This is a genomic window from Peredibacter sp. HCB2-198 (genome assembly GCF_045999315.1).
In the GTDB taxonomy this organism is placed as follows: domain Bacteria; phylum Bdellovibrionota; class Bacteriovoracia; order Bacteriovoracales; family Bacteriovoracaceae; genus Peredibacter.
In genome coordinates this window covers 2,733,064-2,748,689 of sequence record NZ_CP174607.1, presented here as the reverse complement: position 1 = coordinate 2,748,689, position 15,626 = coordinate 2,733,064, and the positions used below count along the sequence as shown (strand labels likewise).

The window sequence follows — 15,626 nt, the reverse complement described above, 5'->3', positions numbered from 1 at the left end:
GTAGCATATGGCACTTTCAAGAGAACAAATCGCTCAAAGAATCGCGAAAGAACTTCGTGATGGTTATTATGTAAACCTTGGTATCGGTATCCCTACTCTGGTGGCCAACTACATTCCGAAAGGTATGGAAGTGATGTTCCAATCTGAGAACGGCATTCTTGGTATGGGTGAATTCCCGACTGAAGAAACGATTGATCCAGATCTCATCAATGCTGGTAAGCAAACAGTGACAGTGATTAAAGGTGCCGCTTTCTTTTCATCGGCCGATTCATTCGCCATGATTCGTGGTGGTCACGTTGACTTGACTGTCCTTGGTGCTTTCGAAGTGGACTCTACCGGTGCTCTTGCTTCTTGGATGATTCCAGGAAAATTAGTTAAAGGTATGGGCGGAGCGATGGATCTCGTGGCCGGTGCAGAAAACATCATCGTTGCCATGTCTCACGCTTCTAAAACTGGTGAATCAAAAATTCTCAAAAAATGCTCACTCCCACTTACGGGTGTGAACTGTGTGAAACTGGTTGTGACGGATCTCGCGGTTCTTCGACTTGAAGACGGAAAATTCCATCTTCTTGAGAGAGCTCCGGGTGTAACGGTTGAAGAAATTAAAAAGCTAACTGAGGCTGAGTTAGTGATTCCGGCCAATGTTCCTGAAATGACTTTCTAAAATACCAAGGCGGGACCAGTGCCCGCCTTTTATAAAGGATCTCCGAAAGGATCCGTTGTACCTGAACTAAAATTCGTCGTCATATCCCCAGCAGTTGTTATCAGTCGTAGAGTTGATACTTTCCCAGCATTTTGGATATGCGCTTGATCTGCTGATTCACTCAAGGCCAACATAATCCCAACTTCCTGAGGTGTATAGCTATCATCACTAAGCACTTTTTTGACGTTGTTAATGTAAATACTCACAGTCTGTGTTGTAGCATTAAATTCAAAACCTATTTTTGATGGAAGATTCTGATAAGAAACATTTTCTTCATCATAAATTTCTATGAAACTTCCATTATAAATTTTTACATCATATGTGCCATCATTCCCCCATCTAATCTCGGCCATAAAGACAGGAGTAAAGGGTGGCGTATAGATCAAACAACTATGCGTACCAGATCTTATCGTTCCATTAGGGACTGAATAACCTGAAACCAAACCAGCGGGCATAGAATATTCACACTCAAAGGCCTTTTTCCCTGACGAAAGGTCCAGCGTTTGAGGAGTTGTCATAAAATTTGCGGGAGCAGCGGCCCCACCTTGGCCTGCACCAATCCAAGTTAAGCTTGCTGTCTGATTATTATTACTCATGGTAAGTGCAACAACTGCACTCGGATCAAGCGCCTGAATTTCCGCTAGTGTGGCATCTAATTGGTAACCAACACCTGGGGGATTTACAGGAGGTTCTTCATTTCCAGTATTTGCATTGGTCCTTATGTTCCCTTCACAAGAAGCAAAGACCAGAAGACTTAAAACTAAAAAACACTTCCACACAAAAGTATCCTCCAAGAGCAATGTCTTGAAGGATACTTTCGGTATTTTTTAGTAATTTCTTAAAATTTTAATAAAATATTCACAATAAGTGCTTTATTGCTTTTAGCGGCAAGACCTAGAAGAAATAAGCAAGTTATCAGAGCGACAAGAGGTCACAACACACGATCTCATGTCACGACTCCATTCACACTGACGACGGGCCTCTGATTCGGCCGACCAACGATCCGGCCCACGGGCCGAGAATGTCATCGTTCTGCCAGAGTAATCAGTTCCCTGAACATCACAAATCTCACGTTCTTCATAACACTTCTCTGTGCAACTGCCGTGCTCTTGAAGACACGAACCACAGCTTGAGTGGCCACTCCAATGCTCTTCCCAACCAGTATCACTGGCCGAACAAGAAACCCGCCCACGAACATCCGGCACTGGCCTGTAGTCAGGATATGGTGATGGATATGGAGTTGGATAAGGAGCTGGAGTTGGACGGTAGTCAGGGTAAGGGCGAGGTGGATTATATCGAGGACCGCGTCTCACTTGGGCCTGTGCATTTAGCACTGTGAGAGTAAGAAAACAAAGCGCCACTAGAACTATTTTTAGATTCTGCATGCCATTCTCCTTTGCACGGTTATCTTAAAACTAATTTCTAACAGGCAAATTTTTCTGTCGAGGAGAATGAAAAGATCTCAGACGATATTAGAAAACCGGTGTCACTATGAAACTAAAATGTACGAAGTGACACCGGCCGACTGTGAGTCATTTAATGCTCTCTACCCGGTTCAACATCTGGCTCAGTTGGTTGCTGGCGCTCAGGTCCTGGATCAGGTGTTATAGGTTCCTGAGGTGTTGAAGGTGAATAATCAAAATCGGGTTTACCATGTAACCCACCAGTATCAACTTCAATTGGTGGCTGTTTAACTGGTTCTTGAGGGGTATTTGGTTGTGGAGTCGGTTCCATAAAAACTCCTTGGTTTGACCTTCAATTATAAATCACCTGAACTCTTAGATGAATGGAATTTTCCATACCTTATTTTTCTGTTTTGCTCTAACATTTAAGCATGAAAACAAGAGTTGTCATTAAAGTTGGTTCTCTCGCAGTAACAGACGAAACCGGTGGTGTTTCTTATTCTAAAATTGAAGCAATTGTTAACGAGCTTCAACATTTAAAGACTAAAGGCTACGCACCGATTCTTGTGAGTTCTGGTGCGATTAATTCCGGCAGAAGTTTTGTGAAGCGGCCCGAAGAAAAGAAGATGATGATCTCTTTTCAACAAGCGGCCGCGGCCATCGGCCAGCCTCTTCTGATGAAGGCCTATGTAGACGCTCTCACTCATCACAAATCCCATTGCGCCCAAATTCTCGTGACTCACGAAGACTTCAAAGAGCGCAAACGTTTCTTAAATATTCGTAACACCATCAACCGTTTGATCGAAAATGATATCCTTCCGATCGTAAATGAAAACGACACCGTTTCTTATGAAGAAATCACGGTGGGTGATAACGATCAGCTGGCGGTAATGATCACCGAGGCCACTGATGCAGAGAAACTCATTCTCTTAACTGAGGCCGATGGACTATTCAACAAGAACCCAAAAGAAGCTGATGCCAAACGCTTTGATGAAGTGGACTTTAAAGACGACTTCTCGGGTGTAAAGTTTGCGGCCAAAACTTCGGTGGGCCGTGGTGGCATGGACACTAAAATCAAGGCGGTGAGAAAACTCACTCCGATTGGTGTGGATGTCATCATCGGAACGTTTTTGATTGAAAATCCCCTCACTCGTCTTCTGGAACGCAAGGGTGGAACGCTCTTTAAAGGAAATCCGGAGAAACAAACTTCTCGTCGCAAAACTTGGTTATCAACCGTGGTAAAAAACGACGCCTGGATCGTGGTGGATGAAGGTTGTTCACTCGCATTACAAAAAAGTACTACCTCCCTCCTTCCCATTGGGATCAAAAAAGTTCACGGAGTGTTTAAGCGCGGTGACGTGATTCAAGTCAAACATAAGAACAAGACCATTGCCGTCGGCATTTCAGAGTTTGATTTTAAGGAAATGGAACTGGTTAAGGGAAAAAAATCGGGGGAAATTGGCACTTTGATTGAAAACGCCCCCTCTAAAGTCGCTATCCACAAAGACAATCTCTTAATTAAGACTGATCACTAGCGCTGACCTAGAGCAGCACTTATCAGAAACATATTCAGATAGTTCTTTTAGAGCTAAAATCTTTCCTTCACGAGGATCATTATGAGCGTTCTTGAAATTGCGAAAATTGCGAAATCTGCCACCTTAACTCTTCAATCACTGCCAGAAGAGCAACGCCTCATGGCCCTGGAAGCAATCGCAGTGGCACTCACAAAAAATACTGAACGCATTCTTAATGAAAATAAAAAAGATCTGGATGAGGCCAAGAAGAACAATCTTGGTGAAGCACTGGTTGCACGTATGGTGCTAACTGAGAAGGCCATCACTGATCTTTCAAAAATGTGCCGAGACGTTGCCGATCAAGTTCAAGTTGTAGGCACTATCGTTGAAGAATACAAGAGACCAAATGGTCTCACGATCCAAAAACAAAGAATCCCTCTGGGTGTAATCGGAATGATTTTTGAATCTCGTCCGAATGTTGTGGTAGATGGAGCGGTTCTCGCCATTAAGTCAGGCAACGCCATTATTCTTAAGGGCGGAAAAGAGGCCCATTTTTCCAATCGTGTTCTGTTTGAAATTTTGAATGAGGCCATCCAACGCATTCTTCCTCAGGGTTCAGTGTCTCTCATTGAAACACGCGAGGACGTGGCGGAACTTTTAAAACTTCATGAGTATATTGACCTCATGGTTCCAAGAGGCGGCAGTGGTTTAATCAATCACGTTCGCGCCAATGCCACCATGCCAGTAGTGGCCCACGATAAAGGTCTTTGTCACACGTTTGTGAATGAAGACGCGGACCAGTCTCGAGTGATTCCAATTGTATTGAATGCCAAAGTACAACGCCCTTCGGCCTGTAATGCCACTGAGACTCTCCTTCTTCACGCTAACTACCCTCAGAACAAAGAAGTGATTGCTGCTTTGGTTGATGCCGGGGTTGAAGTTCGTGGTTGCGAGAAGGCCCAAAAGCTCCATTTGAAAGTAAAGGCCGCAACAGATAAAGACTTTGATACTGAGTATCTCGCGAACATTATTTCAGTCAAAATCGTGAATGATTACTCTGAGGCGATTGCTCACATTCAAAAACATACGTCTCATCACACAGAAGCGGTCCTGGCCCAAGACCCAAAAGTCATTGAAGAGTTTTTGAATACTCTGGATGCTTCGGCCATGGTGGTAAACGCTTCCACTCGTTTTAATGATGGTGGAGAACTTGGACTTGGAGCTGAACTGGGTATTTCAACTTCAAAGCTTCATGCCTATGGCCCCATGGGCGCAAAAGAAATGACAACAACAAGGTTCCTAGTGAAAGGAACCGGACAAATTAGATAAGAGGATTTTATGGCATCATTTGACTTAGTTTCAAAAATTGATGAGATGGAGCTAAACAACGCTCTTAAGAATACGGAAAAAGTGATCGCGGGCCGCTTTGATTTTAAAGGCTCAGAAGCAGCTGCCGAATACAAAGAGAAAGAAAAAGTGATAGAGATCCGTGCCGAAGACGAAATGAAGGTTCGTGCGGTGTTGGATATCCTTCGCACTAATATGGGAAAACGTGGAATTGGTTTCCGCGGAATGAAAGAATCAGAAATTCTTCCTTGGGGAACTAAGAACAAGAAGATGACTCTTTCTTTGACCAGCGGTTTTGATAAAGACGCTCAGAAGCTGATGAACCGTCTGATCAAAGAATCTGGTTTCAAAGGCAAGTCCCAATATATGGATGAGAAGTATCGTCTTGAATCAAAATCAATTGATGAACTTCAGGGCCTCTTCCAGTTTCTTCGCACGCACAAAGATATGACTTTAGAATTACACATGGAAAATATGAAACGATAGGAGTGATTTATGACACTAATGGAACAAGTAAATAACGACATTAAAGAGGCCATGAAAGCAAAACAACAAGAGCGTCTGGATGCTCTTCGTATGCTTAAGGCCGAGTACATTAAGAACAATACAGCGGCCAAGCCGACTGATGAACTTTCTGTGACCGTTGCTCACGCAAAACGCCTTTCTGACTCTCTTGAGATGTATCAAGCGGGAACAGAAGCCCATGATAAAATTTTAAAAGAGTTGGACGTACTTAAAGCTTATCTTCCACAGGCCATGTCTGAGGCCGAAGTTGTTGCTCTTATCAACGACATCAAAGCGAAAGGTGCCAAAGACATGGGCGCCATCATGAAAGAACTTCAACCTCAAATCAAAGGTCGCTTCGATGGTAAGCGCGCTTCTGAGCTTGTGAAGGCCGCGGTTTAATGGGCCTTCAGTCTTTCGGCGAAAAATTTAACGTTGAAAAATTGTTTCGGGCCCGCAATGTGGCCCGAGACATTGCTTATGAGCTTGCCTCGCTTTTGAAACCTGGTATGACCGAGGAAGATGCACATCGCCTCTACAAGGAACTTTGTCAGAAGTATCCGGTGGAAAGACAGTGGCATCCAGCGAAGCTTAGAATGGGACCAAACACCATCTGTAACTTCAAGGACATTTCTGAACCTTATACGCTTAAAGAAGACGACATATTCTTCATTGATATTGGTCCTGTAGTCGATGGCCATGAAGCGGATTACGGTGAAACTTTTTTCATTGGTTCTAATGATGAATATAAGCGCATCTGTGATGCTCAAAAGAAAGTGTTCATTGATGTGACCGAACAATGGAAAAAGACCCGCCAAGGGGGCACTCCTCTCTATGAATTCGCTAAAAGAAGCGCGGAAACACACGGATTTATTCTGAATGCAGATCAAGACGGTCACCGCATTGGGGATTTCCCTCACCATGTATTTTATAAAGGCGGTCTTGGCGAGGTTCAGGAAGAAGTGGTACCCAATGCCTGGATTTTAGAAATTCACCTCTGGCACCCAACGAAGAAGTATGGTGCGTTTTATGAGGACATTTTAACTGACGCTAGCCTATGACTAAAAAAATCGTTTCTGCCTGCCTTGCTGGATTCCAATGTCGCTTCGACTGCGCTTCAAAAGAGCGCGAAGAAATCCGTGTAATGGTTGAAAAAGGCGAAGCGATTGCAGTCTGTCCGGAACAAATGGGAGGACTTCCCACTCCCCGCACTCCAGCGGAACAAATCGGAAATAAAATCATCTCAAAGACCGGCACCGATGTGACGGCCGAATACGAACTAGGGGCCCAACAAGCTCTTAAGATGGCAGAACTCACCGGCGCCACAGAAGCTTATCTAAAGTCACGTTCCCCGATGTGTGGGGCGGGCCAGATTTACGACGGAACTTTCTCAGGCAAACTAATCGAAGGTGACGGAGTCTTCACTAAGCTTCTGAAAGCAAAGAACATAAAAGTCATTGCCGTTGATTAGGTGGAATCTCTAACAAATGAGTTGGAGATTCAAACTCTTTTTGGCCAACCAGCTCCGAGGGTCATCCAAGAAATTTAAGTCTGGAATCCCTCGTAAAACCACCGTCATCCTCATTTCTTTTGCCAGCTCTTTTAAATTCTTGATCACTCCTAAGCTTGAATAGGTCGAGACATATGCCGTTTTCAAACCGGTGTGTTTTTGATGATTAAAAAGCACATAATGAATGGCATTCCTAGTTTCTCTCAGGGTCTTCAGTACATGCAAATGGTATCTTTCGAATTGAATTCTCCCCTTATTTATCCCTTTGGCAAAAGTGATGGTGAAGGATCTCATGCCCTTGGTGAGAATCTGATTGGAAGTGGCCTCGATGATGAGGTGGACATGATTGGACTCGAGTGAAAAATGAAGGATTCTAATCCCTTGAGACCTGGCATTCTTAATCGCCTTTTTCAAAATCTTAAGACACTCCTTGTTTCTTATGGAGGTCTTCACCCTGAAGTTAATATGAAGAGGAGTTTTCCCATTCACTTTTTCCCGGGTCCTATGAGCGACTCCTCTAGAATGAATTCTTTTGCGGCCAGATCCCGGACGCCTTCCGCCTCGAGTGCCTTTATAGATGTTGAGTTTTAACTGAGTCATATTGCCTCTCCTCATTTGGAAAAGGGCATATGTCACACATTTCCCGGGATCTTGAGGAGGTTTAAGAGCGTGAGAATGGGGGGGAGTTTCAGAAAAGAACTTTCAAGGACTTCAACAAATGTGATGGAGACCCGATTAGGTGTCTATTTCTTAGGCATCCACTATAAACTCTCCCTGCTCCCATCAGTTTCAATACGATCCAGCTAAAATCATCTCATGAAAACTATTCTTCTCTTGAGTCTCATGCTTTTGAGCTTCTCTCTCTTTGCGAGTGAAGAGAAGGCCATAACGATCCTTAAAAAGGTCCATGAGGCCCCTATAGGGATGATGAGAATCTTAGAAGGGCATGGTGTTCCTTTAATCCTCGTCCATGGCATTGATCCCTTACCAACTCAACCAGAATGGATCAGACCTATTGCTAAACTTATTGAGCTAGAAAAGAACGTTTATTTTTATAAGTGGGACAAATTTAGGACTCTCAATGAGAATCAAACTCTTCTAGTAAATGCCATTAAGGTCATTCTACAAGAGGCACCTCAAGTGACTCTCATAGGTTACTCCGCTGGCGGAGTCATTTCTCTATTTGCTCATGATGAATTACAAGATGAAAATGTTGAACTTCATACCATCGCCTCCCCTATTTTTGGTTACGACGCTCCTTCAACTGCGGTCTTTGGAATCCCGTTCGTTGGATCAACCACGATTGAAATTGGAATGGGTGCCTTTAAGAAGCTTAAGCACTTCCAACTTAATGGCTGTCACCACTGGGTGAATACGTCTTGTGAACTAGATAAACATGCTTGTGTGAATAAGAAGAATTTTTCAGCGCAGTCGAGATTGTTTGCTATGCCTTGTGGGAGTGAGAACACGAGGTATTTTTCAGAAGAAACTCACGAATCCATTTTGAATAAAGTTTTTGAATCCATCCTCTAATGCAACGAGGGCCCCTTGGGGGGCCCTCTTATTTTACTACTACTTTCACTTTTCTGTACGACGCTCGCTGAAGAAGTAAACTTGCTGCCATCATCATCACGCCTAAAACAACCATCATTTCCATTTGATATTCTCCTTGTTTGGCACTTCTTCATTCCGTGAATTCCCTTTAGAGTCACCATCCTAGCGTCTCTGTTGTAAATCTATAGAGCAGGAATCGTGCCAACTTTGCATTGATGAACAATCAGGTATTTAAGTGGTGCCGAGAGGGAAAGATGGCACCAGTGTGAGAGGTCACACTGGCACTGGTGGTGTTATTTACAGAACTTTTCGCGAAACTGGGTCTGAATATCAATGGCGTCCCATTCGAGACTATCATCGTTCAGGTCCCAGCCCTTATATTTAGCTTGAAGGTAATGAGTCAGCTCATGGGCCACAGAATCGTCCATACAGCGTCCTGTACGCTCATAATAAGCGGCATCGTCGCTAATGAAGACAAGGTTGTGTTTCACGGCAAAAGCGTTGGTAATGCGATCTGGACGCATTCCCCACTGCTCTTCAATCATGTCCTGGAAAAACTTTAAGGGAGTCTGGCTCTCAAAGTGATACTCCGGCACCGGAACCTCGGGACGACGGTCCCAGTTCTTGAGCTTTAAGACCTGCTCTAGAATAAAGTCTTCAGAATAACGAAGCTTCGCCGGTTCAGGATCTTTGGCGTAAAGGTTGATGGATAAGACTGTGAGTAGAAAAAGTGAGAGTTTTTTCATGGCCGGTTTATATGGCGGGTAAAGCTTTGAGGCAACCGACCATGTAAAATAAAAAGACCCCGGATTTCCGGGGTCTTAAAGGGAAGAGAAAGTAATTAGGGGTTTACTTCCTCTTGTTCATCATCTTTGCGAAGATCAGTGAGAAACTCACAGTCGAAAGACTGATAATACCAATCCCTAGTACTAACATCTCCTCGCCCATAAGTGACTCCTTCTCTTGATAAAAAGTGGTTCGTCCTTGAACCAGATGGGGCCCCAACCATGGACACACATCGCTCATTTTCCGTGAGACTTATATTTGTTTTCCGTTCATCTTGAACTTCAAGCGACCTACCTTCCTGGCGGGCTACTCTCTACTCGGAATACCTATGAGCAGGAACCGTGCCAAGTTCAGTTTTACGGAGATTCCACAACTTGATTGGTGCGACTTTATTTGTCGGGGCCACAGAGCTACTGGAAGGGCCAAACTGGCGGTGCCATGGGGGCATAAAGTTGAGTACTGAATACGGAAATATGTAATTTTTCCCTCTGGTAAGAAACTTTCATAAAAAAAATGAAAGCTGACTATTGTGAAGTCCTGTTTTCCATGAAACCATCTTTTTAAGAAGGGAATAAAAGAATTATTCCTCGCTCATCACCAGGAGGGTGAACCTTGAATCCACATTACTACCTCATGAAAAGTAAAAAGATTCTTCGGCTTGAAGGGCAAGTATCTTTCTCCTCTCTACCTTCTTCTATCCAGGAAAAACTACTCGACACTGAACACATTGAATCTCTGGATCAAAGCCAGGCCAATTGGCGCGTGGTCATTTTCAGAGATGAGATCATGGAGTATGACGAGTATGTAGAATGGCTCGCTTCTCCAGAAGCTCTTTGTGAAGAAGCAGAATTAGAATTAGCAGCGAACTAAGGTGATTTGAGAGAGGTTCCTAAGATTCGCTTCTTGTTGGTATCAAGAAGCATGAGTCCCAATGGAGACTTTTGTAAGAAAATGTCCCGCTCGCGAACTCCTCGAATCAATAGACCATCGAGTGGAATTTCCTCAAATCCCTCTGCTTGTCGGGCGGCATAGATCTTGGCCGCCTGTCCGGTTGCTTGATTTTCATGAATGGCAAAGTAACTCCAGCCTGTGCTTTCATCGTAATAAGCGTGACTCCACTTTAAATCACCCGGGTATCCAGTAAATGTCGTAAAATCTATTTCGTTATAAATTTTTGGGGCGATTGATTCAGTCGTAACGGAAATTCTTCTGAGCCTCGAGCTATCAAAAATAAGAAGATCACCATTTGTATCGGTTTGAATTCCATTAATACGAGTAAGTCTCTGTCCAAGAGCAAGCTGGCCGTGAGAGCCACTCTCATACCCAATTGAACCATCCGCACCGGCCACGGATTTCACATTAGGTCCATCTGATTCAAAAATCCAAAGATCCTGTGTTTCTAAAATGTCACGAGTAGCTGGAAAATAGAACTTACCATTTGGAACAAAGGTGCCCATGGAGTTCGTGACAGTTCTATTAAGGGCGTGAGTACTAGGGTTTGTGAAACTTTCTCCCAAGGCCGGATAGGTACTAGGACCAGAGGGAGTCCAATAAAAATTTGTTGTCCAGGCACCAACTGTTTCAGCACCAGCGTTCCAAGTCGTGAGGTCTACTCCCATCCAGGTCAAACTGGTTCCACTTTGCTTAGTATTGGCAAGGACCTGTCCGTTAATAGAAACAGCAAGACCGAAATTTGGGATACTATTAGGAATATGGGTCGAATTGAGAGCAGTTTCTACTCTATCAATTTTCGGGTCAAGCGGGTCAGTATCATCCACGTGAAGACGACGAATATGCTGAGCACCTCGAACATAAATATAATTGAAGACATCGTCATAAACAAAAGAAGAAATATCTGTAAAGGCAGTTTTAGTGACATCGGTTCCATTTCCATAAGAATGGAAGGCCTTACCGGCGATCTTCTGCTGTTGAAAACTATTACTAATAAGTTTTATTTCAAACACTTCATTCGTTGTGGAGAGAACGTAAACGGAGTTCACACCTGCACCTATGTGGAGCTGATTTGAAGTAGAGAGAGCATATGTATTAAGTCCATAGCTTGGTGAGACAGTGCCATTCACGAAATCAAAATAATTAATGAGCCTTGAGGTATTTCCTGGAGTAGTGGCCTTACAATAAAATTTTGTATCATCAAAACTCGTGTGTACACATCTCACAACTGGAGTCGCCACATTGAGAGTAGATGGTTTGATTCGATAGACTCCCCCGGTGTCTTTTTCAAGTTGAATAAAATCCGTGCCCTTAAAAATGATCCAAACTTTATTTAAATCAGGAGTAATCACCGGGTAATAAACGTCAATAGTTGGGCAGGTCAAAGGAGAAAGTGATGCATCTGAGTCAATAGCTCCAAGTGTTCCACAAGATCCGGGTGTACCAATCAATCTTTGAGAGGTGCTAGTGATTGAATTTAAATCCAGAAGATAAATGCCATAGTCGTAATAATAAATAAGATGCCCGGTCTTCACATAGGTTCGATGCATGGTCATCAAAATAGGACGTGACCACAAAAGCGCCTTATCAGAAATTCTTACCTTAAATAATTTTTGGCAAAAAGCAGAGTAAATGAGCATTTCATCATTTGTGATGTCTAAAATCTCTGGCGTATCTAAACTTCCCACATCTCCTGAGGCAAGATCACATCCCCGATTCTCAATACTACCGAGCCATCTTGAAACAAGACCTGTCACCGGATCAATTTTCATCAGGGCATGTTTTCTGGTGTAATACAGAATATTGTTCGAATCTCCATGAAGGGCGTAATGGGAAAAAGACGCAGCATTGGCGTGAACATTGTTATCAATGTTACCCGGCTCCCCTGCAATAATTTTCCAAGCGCTATTTAAAATTTGTGAGGCCCCACTGGAAACCACGCCTGCGGCCGAAGCACAGGTGACATTGATTCTTAAAGGAGTCGTGACTGTAATGGTTTGTCCATTAGGTGTGACGGAAGGAACACTCCAGACATAAGAGCCAGTAGTGGGCCCTAAATTATTAGTCAGCTCAGTGGCGATGGGAAAGTAATTAATTCCATCGTCGGCCGTATAATCAATTCTTTTAATCGGAACAGTCGCAAGTCCCGCACTACTTGCCGAAGTACATTCCCAACTGATTGTCATGTTTGCACCAGGAGCATAGGTCATGGTGTTTTCTGGAGTGAGAATTTTAATATCTGGCGGGGAACCAAAATCCAGTGTGGCGGAATCACTCACAACGTTACTTTCAAACCCCGCCGCACTTCTTACCTGAGCATAGACGGTTTTGGGTCCGGCAATTTGTGATAAGGCAAAACTAAACTGGCCCGCGCTATAAGGAATCCAAGAGGCGCCGGCAAATCCACTGTCCTCCGAGAGTCTCATCTCGGTGATCCTCGAAAGAGAAGGAGTCACTGAAAGGAGAACAGGAACAGATGGTAGACCGATATTGTCCGCGCCATTGGCAAGTACCATCGAATTTAATGTGGGAGCTAGATTATCAATAACAGCATTACTTAAAATAATGCGCTCAAGTCCCGCTCCATCTTTGAGCGTGAGGCGAAGCTTTCCATTCCCCGTCGTGATATTAGGAATGCTCCAATTGTAAGTGTAGTTTTGATTTGAGAGTTCACCGGGCCCTACGATTCTTTGATCTAACACCGTCCAACCAGTCGACCCATCTTGAGAGAACTCTAAAATCATCTGCTCAGTAGCACTTGGATTTTTTTCAGTCACATACCAACTGATCATCTTACTGGTTGAAGAGGCACCATCGAAAGATGATGGAGAGAAGGACAATTGAGGAGCAAGGGTATCTACAAAAATCTGGGCAGATTCAAAGACTGCTGAAGACCAATTCCCGGCCTTGTCCCCACCAATAAGACAGACCTTGTTGGACGCATTTGGAGTCACAGTGGTTGCCATGGGAAGAGGTGAAAGATATTCAACGGGAGAAGAGCTAAAATCTTGACCGGCGCATACGCCACTAGTGATCACTTTTCTTTTTAATTGAAAGAAATCTGTATCAACCGAACTGACCGTTAACATCCGAGGTGAAGAGTCTCCACTAAGACTGGCGCCCATTCCTGATGTGGAAAGTGTTCCAAGCGGAGCTTGTGTGTCTTTTATCAAGGTCACACTTTTAGAAATTTGTTTGTCACCTGATTGAGCTTTAAGAGTCACCTCAAGAGGGCCATCGCTCTCTGCTGATAAGTTGAAGAAAGCTTCGAATCTTTTTGATGTACAAGGGACTGACTGAGAGTTTCCGGCAAGAGTGATATCAATATTACTTTTAATAGAAGGACAACTTCCCTTCACCGGGTAGTTTGTGATGAGAGCGGAAGGGACAACATTTTCTATTCCCTGGTACTCCACCTTGATATCTGCTTTTTCATCCACTCCATTGACTTCGATCATATTCCGGCAGCTGGCCACCAGAAGGAAAAGACAAAGAATAAAGGAGTGAGAGTTCCTGTTAATCATCTTTTAAAAATGTCCTAAGTACTTGTTCCATAAGGCATATCGGAGCAATTGGACTAAAAACAAAGGGAAACTTGCCAAGAATAGGTGGCAACGACAGAGAGAAGAAGAATCTCTGAGAAGGGATTAACTAGTTGAAACTAAACGACCACATAATAACCGACTGATACTGTGGCACAATGACCTCACTTCATCGGAGGCATCTGTGGAACCAAAACTAAATCCCCAAGAGACTTCTCGGCAGGAAATCATAAAAAATTTCATGCCCACCATCCGCTACTGGGCCAAGCACTATCACTATCAATATCACCAGGTCTTAGAATTTGAGGACTTAGTGATGGTGGGAATTATCGGGCTTATAGATGCCATGAATAAGTATAAGAAAGATAAGCAAAATCAATTTAAAACCTACGCTGAGTTCAGAATCCGTGGGGAAATTATTGATGAGCTACGTAAACAGGACTGGATGACCCGTTCTGAGCGTAATAAGCAGAAAAAATATAAGAGAGCAAAAAACAATCTGACTGAAGAACTGGGTCGCGCTCCTACTTCTCTTGAGATGTCGAACGTTCTGCCTTTTAAATCAAAAGACATGATCCGCCTTGAGCAATACGAGAGCGGTGACACGATTAAGCAGTATGTGGAAGGTGAAACAGTTTCGAAAGGTAATCTAGAAAACTCTGAGTTTGAAAACTACTCGTTAAAGAAAACTCTCTCAGTGGTGATGGATGAACTTCCTCGCACGATGAGATTGATTGTGACGTTGAAATACTTTGAGGACTTAAACTTCTTTGAGATCTCAAAAGTTGTGAATCTATCTGAAGGCCGTATTTGTCAGCTTCACGCTGAGGCCCTGGATATGCTTAAGAATCATATTGAGAATCAGAAGATCGATATTCTTGCCGCTTAAAATTTTCACAAGGGGTCTGCCTTCGGGTGCGCCCCTTCTTTTTAGCAAAATCTAACCTACGCATGTTTCCATGACTCCTAACTAGAAGATTCATGTTTTATATATGCCTCTTTCAAGGAGCGCATATGGGTCACAAAAGGAATGAGGTCCCTCACTATTACCTTTGCCAAAAGAGTGAATAAAGGAAAGGTACAAATCGAGCGACTATTCGCCGGCATCAATTTTTATCCCACGAGAATTAAACTCCCCAGCGCGAGCTCTTTCAGTCTGTCTCACCCACTTCCTAAAAAAAGTCATGAGCTTCTCAGTGACATGCGGACCTTCTAGCACACCAAGAGCATGGGCCATGGCCTCATAGGTACAAACCCATTCCGCATGCTGGGCCTTTCTTAGACCATATTGAGATGTGATCCCCGGAGGAAGTTTCACTGCCATGAGGTTTTTAAAACCTTCTTCGCGCTGCCTTACCTTACGGGCCTGCTGCCAATTACCGTCAGGGATAATAAGATTATAGGGGCCAGGGTATTTTGTTTTAAAGTCATCGTTGAGTTCTAGAGCATCATCATGTGGATATAAAAACAAAGGGCGTCCAGGACGCTCGAGGATCGGCTTAGCATCAAAGGTCTCAAACACTCTTCCGCGAATATCAATCTTTGCCTTCTCAGGCAGCATTAGAGGTCCAAATTGAGCAGTATTCGAAGTGAGTTTTAACTCACGAACATGAACCACCAAAGAAACATGACTGGCAATATCAAAGGGTGTCAGATGTTCGCAAACGCAGAGCTCTTGATTGATTCGACATTTGGGACAGCGATTAGGATTTCCGTTTCTTCTCGTACTCATAGAACTTTTTTTGTCAGATTCTTTAATGTGTAAACTATCCAAATCCTAATCGAGGGCATAAGCTTTAACAAGAAAGGAGT

At 43.6% G+C, this 15,626-nt stretch carries 17 protein-coding genes; 10 read left to right on the top strand and 7 right to left on the bottom strand.

The features are described from left to right. The first annotated feature begins 7 nt into the window (after positions 1 to 7). Positions 8 to 664, top strand: coding sequence for a CoA transferase subunit B (locus tag ACJVC5_RS13935; RefSeq protein ID WP_408096134.1), 657 nt, complete (start codon positions 8 to 10; stop codon positions 662 to 664). A gap of 29 nt (positions 665 to 693) precedes the next feature. On the opposite strand, the gene ACJVC5_RS13930 is transcribed toward ACJVC5_RS13935, so the two are convergent. The 3 genes from ACJVC5_RS13930 to ACJVC5_RS13920 form a co-directional block, all read right to left on the bottom strand. Next, complete coding sequence (locus ACJVC5_RS13930; RefSeq protein WP_408096133.1) at positions 694 to 1,482, bottom strand: hypothetical protein; 789 nt, start codon at positions 1,480 to 1,482, stop codon at positions 694 to 696. 102 nt (positions 1,483 to 1,584) lie between these two features. After that, positions 1,585 to 2,088, bottom strand: coding sequence for a hypothetical protein (locus ACJVC5_RS13925; RefSeq protein ID WP_408096132.1), 504 nt, complete (start codon positions 2,086 to 2,088; stop codon positions 1,585 to 1,587). A gap of 151 nt (positions 2,089 to 2,239) precedes the next feature. Then, the gene (locus ACJVC5_RS13920) at positions 2,240 to 2,437 is read right to left on the bottom strand and encodes a hypothetical protein (RefSeq protein ID WP_408096131.1); all 198 of its coding nucleotides are present in this window, start codon (positions 2,435 to 2,437) and stop codon (positions 2,240 to 2,242) included. A gap of 100 nt (positions 2,438 to 2,537) precedes the next feature. Between ACJVC5_RS13920 and proB the strand changes: the two genes are divergently transcribed. From proB to ACJVC5_RS13890, 6 genes are all read left to right on the top strand, one after another. Beyond that, positions 2,538 to 3,641, top strand: coding sequence for a glutamate 5-kinase (proB, locus tag ACJVC5_RS13915; RefSeq protein ID WP_408096130.1), 1,104 nt, complete (start codon positions 2,538 to 2,540; stop codon positions 3,639 to 3,641). Between the two features lie 81 nt (positions 3,642 to 3,722). Beyond that, the gene (locus tag ACJVC5_RS13910) at positions 3,723 to 4,949 is read left to right on the top strand and encodes a glutamate-5-semialdehyde dehydrogenase (protein WP_408096129.1); all 1,227 of its coding nucleotides are present in this window, start codon (positions 3,723 to 3,725) and stop codon (positions 4,947 to 4,949) included. Positions 4,950 to 4,958: 9 nt separating this feature from the next. Beyond that, a complete protein-coding gene (locus ACJVC5_RS13905) occupies positions 4,959 to 5,453 on the top strand; it encodes a DUF520 family protein (RefSeq protein ID WP_408096128.1) in 495 nt (164 codons plus the stop codon). 9 nt (positions 5,454 to 5,462) lie between these two features. Next, positions 5,463 to 5,873: a GatB/YqeY domain-containing protein gene (locus tag ACJVC5_RS13900; protein WP_321400054.1), complete on the top strand. Its 411-nt coding sequence runs from the start codon at positions 5,463 to 5,465 to the stop codon at positions 5,871 to 5,873. Continuing rightward, positions 5,873 to 6,532, top strand: coding sequence for a M24 family metallopeptidase (locus ACJVC5_RS13895; protein WP_408096127.1), 660 nt, complete (start codon positions 5,873 to 5,875; stop codon positions 6,530 to 6,532). The genes ACJVC5_RS13900 and ACJVC5_RS13895 overlap by 1 nt, the downstream gene beginning before the upstream one ends. After that, positions 6,529 to 6,942, top strand: coding sequence for a DUF523 domain-containing protein (locus tag ACJVC5_RS13890; protein WP_408096126.1), 414 nt, complete (start codon positions 6,529 to 6,531; stop codon positions 6,940 to 6,942). The genes ACJVC5_RS13895 and ACJVC5_RS13890 overlap by 4 nt, the downstream gene beginning before the upstream one ends. Positions 6,943 to 6,951: 9 nt before the next feature. Here the strand turns inward: ACJVC5_RS13890 and ACJVC5_RS13885 are convergent, their stop codons facing one another. After that, positions 6,952 to 7,581, bottom strand: a complete 630-nt coding sequence (locus tag ACJVC5_RS13885; protein ID WP_408096125.1) for a transposase — start codon at positions 7,579 to 7,581, stop codon at positions 6,952 to 6,954. 216 nt (positions 7,582 to 7,797) lie between these two features. Between ACJVC5_RS13885 and ACJVC5_RS13880 the strand changes: the two genes are divergently transcribed. Then, positions 7,798 to 8,514, top strand: coding sequence for a hypothetical protein (locus ACJVC5_RS13880; RefSeq protein WP_408096124.1), 717 nt, complete (start codon positions 7,798 to 7,800; stop codon positions 8,512 to 8,514). Between the two features lie 314 nt (positions 8,515 to 8,828). Here the strand turns inward: ACJVC5_RS13880 and ACJVC5_RS13875 are convergent, their stop codons facing one another. Beyond that, positions 8,829 to 9,281: a hypothetical protein gene (locus ACJVC5_RS13875; protein WP_408096123.1), complete on the bottom strand. Its 453-nt coding sequence runs from the start codon at positions 9,279 to 9,281 to the stop codon at positions 8,829 to 8,831. Positions 9,282 to 9,954: 673 nt separating this feature from the next. Here ACJVC5_RS13875 and ACJVC5_RS13870 point away from each other — a divergent pair. Next, complete coding sequence (locus ACJVC5_RS13870) at positions 9,955 to 10,191, top strand: hypothetical protein (RefSeq protein WP_408096122.1); 237 nt, start codon at positions 9,955 to 9,957, stop codon at positions 10,189 to 10,191. Here the strand turns inward: ACJVC5_RS13870 and ACJVC5_RS13865 are convergent. Then, the gene (locus tag ACJVC5_RS13865) at positions 10,188 to 13,730 is read right to left on the bottom strand and encodes a hemagglutinin (protein ID WP_408096121.1); all 3,543 of its coding nucleotides are present in this window, start codon (positions 13,728 to 13,730) and stop codon (positions 10,188 to 10,190) included. The two genes, ACJVC5_RS13870 and ACJVC5_RS13865, sit on opposite strands and share 4 nt — an antisense overlap. A gap of 268 nt (positions 13,731 to 13,998) precedes the next feature. On the opposite strand from ACJVC5_RS13865, the gene ACJVC5_RS13860 reads away from it, so the two are divergent. Further along, positions 13,999 to 14,703: a sigma-70 family RNA polymerase sigma factor gene (locus tag ACJVC5_RS13860; RefSeq protein ID WP_408096120.1), complete on the top strand. Its 705-nt coding sequence runs from the start codon at positions 13,999 to 14,001 to the stop codon at positions 14,701 to 14,703. Between the two features lie 204 nt (positions 14,704 to 14,907). On the opposite strand, the gene ACJVC5_RS13855 is transcribed toward ACJVC5_RS13860, so the two are convergent. Next, positions 14,908 to 15,546: a tRNA-uridine aminocarboxypropyltransferase gene (locus ACJVC5_RS13855; RefSeq protein WP_408096119.1), complete on the bottom strand. Its 639-nt coding sequence runs from the start codon at positions 15,544 to 15,546 to the stop codon at positions 14,908 to 14,910. Positions 15,547 to 15,626: the final 80 nt, after the last annotated feature.

Bases quoted from the DNA above. Each gene is read 5' to 3' on its own strand.
- ACJVC5_RS13935 (WP_408096134.1), top strand. From the start codon at position 8: ATGGCACTTTCAAGAGAACAAATCGCTCAAAGAATCGCGAAAGAACTT.
- ACJVC5_RS13925 (WP_408096132.1), bottom strand. From the start codon at position 2,088: ATGCAGAATCTAAAAATAGTTCTAGTGGCGCTTTGTTTTCTTACTCTC.
- ACJVC5_RS13920 (WP_408096131.1), bottom strand. From the start codon at position 2,437: ATGGAACCGACTCCACAACCAAATACCCCTCAAGAACCAGTTAAACAG.
- proB (WP_408096130.1), top strand. From the start codon at position 2,538: ATGAAAACAAGAGTTGTCATTAAAGTTGGTTCTCTCGCAGTAACAGAC.
- ACJVC5_RS13910 (WP_408096129.1), top strand. From the start codon at position 3,723: ATGAGCGTTCTTGAAATTGCGAAAATTGCGAAATCTGCCACCTTAACT.
- ACJVC5_RS13905 (WP_408096128.1), top strand. From the start codon at position 4,959: ATGGCATCATTTGACTTAGTTTCAAAAATTGATGAGATGGAGCTAAAC.
- ACJVC5_RS13900 (WP_321400054.1), top strand. From the start codon at position 5,463: ATGACACTAATGGAACAAGTAAATAACGACATTAAAGAGGCCATGAAA.
- ACJVC5_RS13895 (WP_408096127.1), top strand. From the start codon at position 5,873: ATGGGCCTTCAGTCTTTCGGCGAAAAATTTAACGTTGAAAAATTGTTT.
- ACJVC5_RS13890 (WP_408096126.1), top strand. From the start codon at position 6,529: ATGACTAAAAAAATCGTTTCTGCCTGCCTTGCTGGATTCCAATGTCGC.
- ACJVC5_RS13885 (WP_408096125.1), bottom strand. From the start codon at position 7,581: ATGACTCAGTTAAAACTCAACATCTATAAAGGCACTCGAGGCGGAAGG.
- ACJVC5_RS13880 (WP_408096124.1), top strand. From the start codon at position 7,798: ATGAAAACTATTCTTCTCTTGAGTCTCATGCTTTTGAGCTTCTCTCTC.
- ACJVC5_RS13875 (WP_408096123.1), bottom strand. From the start codon at position 9,281: ATGAAAAAACTCTCACTTTTTCTACTCACAGTCTTATCCATCAACCTT.
- ACJVC5_RS13870 (WP_408096122.1), top strand. From the start codon at position 9,955: ATGAAAAGTAAAAAGATTCTTCGGCTTGAAGGGCAAGTATCTTTCTCC.
- ACJVC5_RS13865 (WP_408096121.1), bottom strand. From the start codon at position 13,730: ATGATCGAAGTCAATGGAGTGGATGAAAAAGCAGATATCAAGGTGGAG.
- ACJVC5_RS13855 (WP_408096119.1), bottom strand. From the start codon at position 15,546: ATGAGTACGAGAAGAAACGGAAATCCTAATCGCTGTCCCAAATGTCGA.